A 9396-nucleotide genomic window follows, 5' to 3' on the forward strand; every position below is an offset into this window, starting at 1 on the left:
TGTCCGTCCTCGGTCCGGCCGGCCGTTTCCGACGAGCGCTCAGTGTCTCGGTGCCGGACGCTGCGGGCGGACACCCCCCACCCCGGCCCCTTGCCGCCGTACGCGGGTGCGGGATCGCCGTGGTGCGGGTGTCAGCCCCAGATGACCGCGCCCAGCCAGGCTGCCGTGATCAGGAGGCAGGTGAACAGTTCCGCCAGCACGCTCCAGCCACCGGAGCGCATGGCCGTGCGCAGGGCCGCGCGGGCCTCGCCGTGGCGGCCCAGGCGCAGGCGTTCGGAGAGGTAGATGCCGCCCAGGAAGCCGGGGATCGCGCCCAGCACGGGGAGCAGTACGAAACCGGCCAGCGTGCCGAGGCCGGCGTAGACGGCCATGCGGGGGGTGGCGCCCGCGTCGCGCAGGCGGCGGGGCGGCAGCAGCCCGCGTACCGCCTGGGACAGCAGCAGGAGGGCGGTGGCGCCGACCAGGACGCCCCAGGCGACCGGCTGGGGGTCCTTGAGCGCCCACCACAGCACGGCGGCCCAGACCAGCCATGAGCCGGGCACGCCGGGCACCAGCACTCCGCACAGGCCGAGCAGCAGGACCACCCCGACCAGGAGGAGTTCCCACACTCCCATCTGCCCAGAGTGCAGGAGGGAGCGGGAAGGCGCAGGTGGGGAGGGTAGCGCGGGGCCCGTCTAGGCGTCCCGGGTCACCCAGCCCCGCTCGTGCGCGTGCCAGCCCAGCTGGAGGCGAGTGGTCACGCCGGAGAGTTCCATCAGGCGTTTCACCCGGCGCTGGACCGTGCGCAGGCCCAGGTCGAGCTGTTTGGCGACGCTCGCGTCGGTGAGCCCGGCGAGCAGCAGGGAGAGGATCTCCAGGTCGGTGGTGTCGGGGCCGTCCGGGTCTTCCTCGCTCACTCCGCCGGAGCCGAGCCGCAGCGGCAGCGCGGTCCGCCAGACCGACTCGAACAGGCCGGCGAGGAGTTCCAGCAGCCCGCTCGCGTGCACCACCAGCGCGGCGGGTTCGGCGCGGCGGGTGGTGAGCGGCACCAGGGCGAGGGCGCGGTCGGCGACCACCAGCTTCGTCGGGACCTCGTCCACCACGCGGACCTGCTCGTCGCGGGAGAGTGCCGCGGTCAGCTCCGTGAAGCCGTGCGGCAGGTCCAGCACGGAGCGCTCCACGACCACCCGGTAGCGCACACCCCGGCCGGCCGCCTGCTCCTCGGCGTCGTTGTCCATGCCGGAGACGACCATCGGGTTGCCGGTGACCAGCGCGCACACCTCCTCCGTCGCGCCGAGCTGGAGTTGCAGGAAGCGCTGGGCGACGGCGGCCGCGCCGGTGACCACCTCGACCAGGTCGTGCACGGCGGGTTCGGCGGCGCTCGCCCGGTACTCCTCGGCCAGCAGAGCCGCCGTCAGCTCGGCCGTCTCCAGCTCGTGCCGCCGCTGGGTGAGCAGCGCGCCGAGCGCCACACCGGGCGGGGCGGCCACCCAGCGGCCGGGCCGGCCGGACGACTGCGCGGCCAGACCCTGCCGTTCCAGGCGCCGCAGGGCGCGCTCGGTGTCGGGTTCGGTCCGTGACAGCCGGCGCGACAGGTCCGGTACGTCGGCCGCGCCCAGCGACACCAGGGCGCGGTACGCCGACTCGTCCGTCTCGTCCAGCCCGATCGCCGCCAGCATCAGCCTGCGCCCTCCCGTCGGATTCCCTCAGTCGCGGCGTGCCCGGCCGTGGCGGAAAACAGCCACGGCGCAAACCCGCCGCCCGACATCATCGCCGTAGGACCGCTCCCTCTGCCAAGGTGTGGCCACGGCCGCTTCTGTGATCATCCGGCGATCCGCCGCGCCGCCGTCTTCCGACGTGACCGGGCCCGGGACGCGCATCCGCGCGAAGGGGATCCGGGGTCCGGTCACCCTGTCGTCGCCGGGCGGTCCTCCCGTGGGGGGTGGGGCCGCCCGGCGGCCGTCAAGTCCCCGGTGTGGCCGGGGTGTTCGCCTCCGTGTTCGAGGGGTCGCCCGACACGCCGTCCAACGCGCCGCCCAGGGCCGGATTTTCCGGATGCACCGTTTTCATCCGGGCCGTGCGGTGGACAATTGGGGGCATGAGCCAGCAGGGGGGAAGGCCCACCGGCCGGGAGGACGACTGGTGGGGGCAGCTGTACGACGACGCGACGGCGGACACGGGCCCCTCGGCGGCGCCCGACTCGCTGGACGACCGCTTCGCCTCGGCGGCGGGCACGCTCGGCCGTCGAGGCGAAGCGGCGCCCGCCGACGCGAAGCCTCCGGACGCCTGCGGGCCACCGCCGCCCGCGGTACCGCCGCAGCGGGACCGGCCGCGAGCCCCCTGGGAACCACCGCCCGCGACACCCCCCGGCCCCGTGACCTTCCCGCCGGGGCCGGTCCCGCCCGGCTCGAAGGAGCGGGCGGCGCGCCCGCCGGCGCAGGACGCGGGCCGCGCTGAGACCGAGGACTCCGGGGCGGGAGCCTCCCCGAGTGCCGTCCCCGGGGCCGGCCCGGACGAGCGGGACGCCTCCGTCCGCCCCGTCCCGCTCCCCGCGCCCCGTCCGCACGTCGGCTCCGGCCCGCCCACCTACGAGGCCGAACCCACCGCCCTGCCCGCCGCCGACCCCGACGACCTGGACGACCTCGTACCGGACACCGTGCTGGACGGGGCGCGGTACGGGGTGTGCACCGTGCGGGCCGTGTCGGTGCGCGGCGACTCCGCGCGCTTTCGCGGGGAGCCGCGCCGGGACGCGCTGCTCACCGCCCGGTTCGGCCAGGGGGAGCACGCCCTGCTGCTGGTGGCCATGGCGTCCGGCGCGCGTGCGACACCGGGTGCGCACCGGGCGGCGGCCGACGCGTGCCGGTGGATCGGCCGGGCCGTGGGCCGCAGTCACGTCCGGCTCGTGGAGGATCTGCGTGCCGCCCGGCGCGGTGACCTCAAGTCGGGGCTGCACCGGCTCACCGACCGCACCCTCGGCAAGCTGCGCGCCACCGCCGCCGAACAGGGCCTGAAGCCCGAGGAGTACTCCGCCGCGCTGCGCTGCCTGCTGCTGCCCGCCGACCCGGCCTGCCGTACCCGCGTCTTCTTCGGCGTCGGCGACGGCGGACTGTTCCGGCTGCGCGGCGGCGAGTGGCAGGACCTGGAGCCGCGGGTGACCGAGGTGCCGACGGGTGAGGCCGTCGTCGGTTTCGGGTCGCCGCCGACCGAGACGCCGCAGGGCGACCGGCTCACCATGGACCTCGGCATCCCGACACCGCCCAGCCCGTACGAGCCGGCCCCGGAGCCGCCCCGCGCGCCCTTCCGGTTCCGTGCCTCGCTCGCCCGACCGGGTGATGTGCTGCTGATGTGCACCGCGGGCCTGGCCGAGCCCTTCCTCGGCGAGCCGGAACTCGCCGCCCACCTCGGCGGCCGGTGGTCCGCCCCAGGACCGCCGGGCCTCGCCGCCTTCCTCGCCGACGCCCAGGTGCGGGTCAAGGGATACGCCGACGACCGTACGGCCGCCGCCGTGTGGGAGGCGTAACCGCGCCCGCTGTGTCTCCATGGGAAGGCGGGACGTCATCCGCGGCCCGGGGCCGAGCCCAGGGCATCCGCCGGACAGCGAAGGGGCGCACGAGCAGCCATGGCCAAGCAGAACGTCGCCGAACAGTTCGTCGACATCGTCGTCCGCGCGGGCGTGAAGCGTCTCTACGGCGTCGTCGGCGACAGCCTCAACCCGGTCGTGGACGCCGTCCGCCGCAACGCCGCCATCGACTGGATCCACGTCCGCCACGAGGAGACCGCCGCCTTCGCCGCGGGGGCGGAGGCGCAGATCACCGGCCGTCTCGCCGCCTGCGCCGGCTCCTGCGGACCCGGCAACCTCCACCTCATCAACGGCCTGTACGACGCGCACCGCTCCATGGCGCCGGTGCTGGCGCTCGCCTCCCACATCCCCTCCAGCGAGATCGGCCTCGGCTACTTCCAGGAGACCCATCCCGACCAGCTGTTCCGCGAGTGCAGCCACTACAGCGAGCTGATCTCCAACCCGAAGCAGATGCCCCGGCTGCTGCAGACCGCCATCCAGAACGCCGTCGGCCGCAGCGGGGTCAGCGTCGTCACCCTGCCCGGCGACATCGCCGCCGAGCCCGCGCCCGAGCGGGCCGCGGAGTCCGCCCTGGTCACCGCCCGGCCCACGGTCCGGCCCGGCGACGCCGAGATCGACCGGCTCGTCGACCTGATCGACGGGGCCGGACGCGTCACGCTGTTCTGCGGCAGCGGCACCGCCGGGGCGCACGCCGAGGTCATGGAGTTCGCGGAGAAGATCAAGTCCCCGGTGGGACACGCCCTGCGCGGCAAGGAGTTCATCCAGTACGACAACCCCTTCGATGTCGGGATGAGCGGACTGCTCGGCTACGGCGCCGCCTACGAGGCCACCCACGAGTGCGATCTGCTGATCCTGCTCGGGACCGACTTCCCCTACAACGCGTTCCTGCCCGACGACGTGAAGATCGCCCAGATCGACGTGCGGCCCGAGCACCTCGGGCGGCGTACCAAGCTGGACCTCGCCGTGTGGGGGGACGTCCGCGAGACGCTGCGCTGCCTGACCCCGCGCGTGCGGACCAAGAACGACCGGCGCTTCCTCGACAAGATGCTCAAGAAGCACGCCGACGCCCTGGAGGGGGTGGTGAAGGCGTACACGCGCAAGGTCGACAAGCACGTCCCGCTCCACCCCGAGTACGTCGCCGCCGTTCTCGACGAACTTGCCGACGACGACGCCGTGTTCACCGTCGACACCGGGATGTGCAACGTCTGGGCCGCCCGCTACCTCTCGCCCAACGGCCGCCGCCGGATCATCGGTTCCTTCTCGCACGGCTCGATGGCCAACGCGCTGCCGATGGCGATCGGCGCCCAGTTCACCGACCGGGGCCGCCAGGTGGTGTCCATGTCGGGCGACGGCGGGTTCTCCATGCTGATGGGCGACTTCCTCACCCTGGTCCAGTACGACCTGCCGGTGAAGGTCGTACTGTTCAACAACTCCGCCCTGTCCATGGTCGAGTTGGAGATGCTGGTCGCCGGGCTTCCCTCCTACGGCACCGCGAACAAGAACCCCGACTTCGCCGCGGTCGCCCGCGCGTGCGGCGCCCACGGAGTGCGGGTGGAGAAGCCCAAGCAGCTCGCCGGTGCGCTCAAGGACGCCTTCCGGCACAAGGGCCCGGCGCTCGTCGACGTCGTGACCGATCCCAACGCGCTGTCCATCCCGCCGAAGATCAGCGCCGAGATGGTCAGCGGCTTCGCCCTGTCCGCCTCGAAGATGGTGCTGGAGGGCGGAGTGGGCCGCATGGTCCAGATGGCCCGCTCCAACCTGCGCAACGTGCCGCGTCCCTGAGTGCCCCGCGCGCCTTGCGTAACGTCGCTATCCGGCCAAGTTCCGGGGACGGGGACCGGGTGCCGTGTGTCCTCTGTGGCCTCACCTCCCGCGGGCGCGCCGCCCAGGGGGCGGTCGGAGGGTGTGCGCGGACGGCGCGACCGTCCCGGCGGCTCCGCGAGCGCGTACGCCGCCCGGGCGCGCGGTGGCCGAACATCCGGTTGTCACCGGGCCCGGATGACTGCCTCCCGACCGGCCGGGCATGCATCCCGTGAACGTGTTCGAGCAGGAGGGATACGGCCATCGGCACGCAGGCGGGGGTCATGACCAGGCAGGCACGAAGGAGCGTACCGGTGACGACGGGGGCCTACTCGGCCGAGGCAGTGGAGGACGGGACGGACAGCGGCGGGGACCGCATACCGGCGCCGCAGTTGCGGCGCCGGCTCGCACGACGTGACCTGCGGGCCGTGTCCGAGGCGCGCAGAGCCTTGCGGGAGCTGCTCGGGCAGTGGGGGAGAACCGCGGGAGCCGACACGGCGGAGCTGCTGACCAGCGAACTGGTCACCAACGCACTCGTGCACACCGACCACGAGGCGGTGCTGACGGCGACGGTCTGGCCGCGCGGACTGCGGGTCGAGGTGCGGGACTTCGTCGGCCGCAGACCACGGCTGCGCGTGGCGGACGCCGACGACGACACGAACGGCCGGGGGCTGATGCTGGTGCAGTCCCTCGCCGACGCGTGGGGAGTGCGGGCGCACGGAGTGGGGAAGGCGGTCTGGTTCGAGCTGCACGCCGCGTGAGCGGCGGACGACCGGGCACGGGCGCGCCACGGGTACGCGACGGGGCGGGGCCGCGACCCTGCCGGTCGCGGCCCCGCCCCGTCGCCGATGTCCCTAGCCGAACTGCTGCTCGAGGTCCTTGAGCTTGCGCTCCAGGGAGTCGAGCCGCGGCAGGGCCTGCGTGTCGTCCTCCGCGGTGAGGTCGACGGTGATCGCGTCAGACGCCCGGCGGACGGGCTGCAGGGAGGGACGCGCGCGCACGGGCAGCTGCTCCGGCGTCGATATGGCAGGCTCCGCGGAGAGCTCGTTGCCGCCGCGCTCCACCGCCTGCACCTCCACCTCACGGCCGGTGCCATGGCCGGCGTAACCGCCGTGCCCGCGGCTGATGGCCTTCAGCTGGGCCCGCTCCACGCGGTCCTTCTCCCGCTGCAGCCGGCGCGACTCCTCCTTGCGCCGCTTGTCGTCGCGCACCTCGTCCACGGCCTCGTCCAGGCTGCGCACGCCCTCCAGGAGCATCAGCGACCAGGCCTTGTACGTCTCACGCGGCGCCCTCAGCCAGCGCACTATCCGGATCTGCGGCAGCGGCCGCGGGATCAGCCCCTGCTCGCGCAGTGCCGCACGGCGGGTCTGCTTCAGCGCCCGGTCGAACAGCACCGCGGCCGACAGGGACATGCCCGCGAAGAAGTGCGGGGCACCGGCGTGGTTGATGCCGCGCGGCGCGTGCACCCAGTTGAACCAGGCGGCCGCGGCCGCGAACATCCACACCAGCAGCCGGGAGCCGAGGGCGGCGTCGCCGTGGCTGGCCTCCCGCACCGCGAGCACGGAGCAGAACATGGCCGCCCCGTCCAGGCCGAACGGGACCAGGTACTGCCAGCCGCCGGTCAGGTTCAGGTTCTGCTCACCGAAGCCCACCAGTCCGTGGAAGGACAGCGCGGCCGCGACCGCGGCGCAGCAGAAGAGCAGCACATAGGAGACCGTGCCGTAGAGGGCCTCCTTGCGCCTGCGGCGCTCCTCGGCGCGCTCCCACGAGTCGTCCGCGCTCGCGTTCTCCCCGGAGGAGCGCTTTCCGCGCGCGAGCACCGCCACCGCCGCCAGCATGCCCAGGAGCAGTACGGCGCCCGGAAGCAGCCAGTTCAGCGATATGTCGGTCAGTCTCATCACGGGTCCCTTGCATTGGGATAGGGCGTAACGCCCGCCATAGTGGCCCAATCCCGCCGGCCCTCAGGGGGTTTCGGGGCAAGAGGCCGCCAAGGAGGTGCAAGGGGATGCCCAGGACGGCGTTCTGCTCGAACTGCCGCGTGAGGGGCGGGAGTTGAGTTCGAATAAGACTACCCGTACGGGTGGTTCCACGGGAACTTCCTGCGCGTGGTGAGGAAGGTGTGAAACGGCTGTGTCCGTGCGCGTGTCCCACTCGCGGCTGATCTTAGAGGATGCCGGGGTGGGGTGAGCGCCCGAGGGGGCGTCAACTGTGCCTGGCCGGGCGCCCGCTGGGCAGCGGACGCCGAGTGATGGCCGACGTCACGCGGCGGCGGCCGACACGAGCTTGGCGAGGCGGTCCGTGTCGCAGGTGCGGGGGCAGGTGGCGCAGGTGTCCTCGGGGCGGACGGTGTAGAACATGCAGCAGCTCGCCCGGTCCCTGGTGGGGAGCCGTTCGCCGTTCGGTCCGGTCAGCTCGCGGAACGCCGCCGCGCCGGCGTAGGGCTTCGTCGCGCCCGGCAGCAGCAGTTCCAGTTCGCGGCGCGCCCGTTCCTCCTCGCCGAGCAGATGGGCGACGTACCACAGGCCCTCCACGACCTCGTCCGTCACCATGCCCCACAGCGCGCGGCCACGGCGCCGCATCCGCGGCCCGAACGCGGCGAGCAGCGGTTCGGCGTGTTCGGCGATCGCCTCGCGCACCTCGGCCCGCAGGGCCTCCTCGTCCGGGACCACGCGGGCGGCGGGGTGGGCGGCCGCCGGGTCGCCGGGCAGGCAGGCGAAGGAGGCGGGGCGCACGGCCATACGGCCGGCGGCGCGGTCGTACGAGACATGGGTGACGGGCAGGCGCGGGACGCGGCGGTCCAGGAACCAGGGGACGGTGATCAGCAGGCAGGCCGGCCAGGCGTACCGGTGCAGGGCGAAGCTCGCGACGACGTCGGGGCGGGCGCGGGTGCCGTAGTCGCGCAGCACCTGAGCGTCGTCCCAGGCCAGGAAGGCGTCCAGGGCGGCCGGGTCGTGGGCGAGTGCGGCGGCGGGGGTCCAGCCGTCGCCGTGGGGGAGCGGCTCGTGCGGGTGCGGCTCGTCGATCGTCAGCCCCGGGTGGACCTCGGTGAGGCGGGCGTAGGCGTCCGTGGTGGGGGTGCGCGCGGTCGTTTGGGCCGGGGCGGGGGTGCGCGCGGGCGCGGAGGCCGGGTCGGGGGCGACGGGCATGGGGGACCACCGATCCTGTGCGGGATTGAAGGTAAGCCTTACCTTACTGGATCTCCCGTGGGGTCTTGATCGGATTTGAGCTGGTGGGTTCTGGGCCTAAGGTGCTTGACGGACGAGTAACAACCCGTCGTAATGACCCAAAGCACCGACAAGCCCGCAGGAGGACCCGTGAAGCAGGGGGCGCAGGGCTCTGCCGGGACCGGGACCGGGGCCGCCGCCGCGCACGGGGTGCGTGTGCCGGTGCAGCCGACGGCTGCGGATGTGGACCGGGGGGCCGTCGGCCGGGACGAGGCGGTGCGCGGTGAGCACACGCACGGTGAGCGGCCGGTGGTGCAGCGCGCCTCGGTGCGGGGGCAGATCCTGACCGCGTTGCGCGCCGCGCTGGTCGCGGGGGAGCTGAGGCCCGGCGAGGTGTACTCGGCGCCCGCGCTGGGGGAGCGGTTCGGGGTGTCGGCGACGCCGGTGCGGGAGGCCATGCAGCAGCTGGCCCTCGAGGGCGCCGTGGAGGTCGTGCCCAACCGGGGGTTCCGGGTCGTGGTGCGGGACGCGCGTGAGCTGGCCGAGCTGGCGGAGGTGCGGGCGCTGATCGAGGTGCCGGTGATGCTGCGGCTCGCGCGCACGGTGCCGGTCGAGCGGTGGGCGGAGCTGCGGCCGCTGGCGGAGGCGACGGTGCGGGCGGCGGCGTCCGGGTGCCGGGCCGCGTACGCGGAGTCCGACCGGGCGTTCCACCGGGGGGTGCTGGGGCTGGCGGGCAACGCGCAGCTGGTGCGGATCGTCGATGACCTGTACCGGCGCGGGACGAGCTGAAGGACCCCAAGTACAAGGACGTCAAGCTCGTCAAGATCGCCTACGGCAACGACGACCCGCAGCAGTCGTTCCAGCAGACCCAGG

Annotated in this window: 7 protein-coding genes and 1 pseudogene; 4 read left to right on the top strand and 4 right to left on the bottom strand. The window is 73.8% G+C overall.

Annotated features, from left to right (window positions below):
* Positions 1 to 131 precede the first annotated feature (131 nt).
* Positions 132 to 614 (bottom strand): DUF456 domain-containing protein, encoded by a 483-nt coding sequence (locus tag AB0E88_RS35350; protein ID WP_361639209.1) that lies wholly within the window; start codon positions 612 to 614, stop codon positions 132 to 134.
* A gap of 60 nt (positions 615 to 674) precedes the next feature.
* Positions 675 to 1658, bottom strand: a complete 984-nt coding sequence (locus AB0E88_RS35355) for a helix-turn-helix domain-containing protein (RefSeq protein ID WP_361639212.1) — start codon at positions 1656 to 1658, stop codon at positions 675 to 677.
* Positions 1659 to 2077: 419 nt separating this feature from the next.
* Here AB0E88_RS35355 and AB0E88_RS35360 point away from each other — a divergent pair, with 419 nt between their 5' ends.
* From AB0E88_RS35360 to AB0E88_RS35370, 3 genes are all read left to right on the top strand, one after another.
* A complete protein-coding gene (locus AB0E88_RS35360; protein WP_361639215.1) occupies positions 2078 to 3499 on the top strand; it encodes a protein phosphatase 2C domain-containing protein in 1422 nt (473 codons plus the stop codon).
* A 99-nt stretch (positions 3500 to 3598) separates the two neighbouring features.
* The gene (locus AB0E88_RS35365; RefSeq protein ID WP_361639218.1) at positions 3599 to 5341 is read left to right on the top strand and encodes a pyruvate dehydrogenase; all 1743 of its coding nucleotides are present in this window, start codon (positions 3599 to 3601) and stop codon (positions 5339 to 5341) included.
* A 302-nt stretch (positions 5342 to 5643) separates the two neighbouring features.
* On the top strand, positions 5644 to 6120 hold the full coding sequence (locus tag AB0E88_RS35370; protein ID WP_361639221.1) for an ATP-binding protein: 477 nt from the start codon (positions 5644 to 5646) through the stop codon (positions 6118 to 6120).
* A 93-nt stretch (positions 6121 to 6213) separates the two neighbouring features.
* On the opposite strand, the gene AB0E88_RS35375 is transcribed toward AB0E88_RS35370, so the two are convergent.
* Both AB0E88_RS35375 and AB0E88_RS35380 read right to left on the bottom strand, forming a co-directional pair.
* A complete protein-coding gene (locus tag AB0E88_RS35375) occupies positions 6214 to 7257 on the bottom strand; it encodes a DUF2637 domain-containing protein (protein WP_361639224.1) in 1044 nt (347 codons plus the stop codon).
* Between the two features lie 360 nt (positions 7258 to 7617).
* Positions 7618 to 8505, bottom strand: coding sequence for a (2Fe-2S)-binding protein (locus AB0E88_RS35380; RefSeq protein ID WP_361639227.1), 888 nt, complete (start codon positions 8503 to 8505; stop codon positions 7618 to 7620).
* 168 nt (positions 8506 to 8673) lie between these two features.
* Here AB0E88_RS35380 and AB0E88_RS35385 point away from each other — a divergent pair.
* Positions 8674 to 9300: pseudogene (locus AB0E88_RS35385) on the top strand (GntR family transcriptional regulator); the annotation flags it as partial.
* Positions 9301 to 9396 lie beyond the last annotated feature (96 nt).

This window comes from Streptomyces sp. NPDC028635, assembly GCF_040637635.1.
GTDB lineage: Bacteria > Actinomycetota > Actinomycetes > Streptomycetales > Streptomycetaceae > Streptomyces.

Coding starts and splice junctions, on each gene's coding strand:
- AB0E88_RS35360 (WP_361639215.1), top strand. CDS start 2,078: ATGAGCCAGCAGGGGGGAAGGCCCACCGGCCGGGAGGACGACTGGTGG.
- AB0E88_RS35380 (WP_361639227.1), bottom strand. CDS start 8,505: ATGCCCGTCGCCCCCGACCCGGCCTCCGCGCCCGCGCGCACCCCCGCC.
- AB0E88_RS35370 (WP_361639221.1), top strand. CDS start 5,644: ATGACCAGGCAGGCACGAAGGAGCGTACCGGTGACGACGGGGGCCTAC.
- AB0E88_RS35375 (WP_361639224.1), bottom strand. CDS start 7,257: ATGAGACTGACCGACATATCGCTGAACTGGCTGCTTCCGGGCGCCGTA.
- AB0E88_RS35365 (WP_361639218.1), top strand. CDS start 3,599: ATGGCCAAGCAGAACGTCGCCGAACAGTTCGTCGACATCGTCGTCCGC.
- AB0E88_RS35350 (WP_361639209.1), bottom strand. CDS start 614: ATGGGAGTGTGGGAACTCCTCCTGGTCGGGGTGGTCCTGCTGCTCGGC.
- AB0E88_RS35355 (WP_361639212.1), bottom strand. CDS start 1,658: ATGCTGGCGGCGATCGGGCTGGACGAGACGGACGAGTCGGCGTACCGC.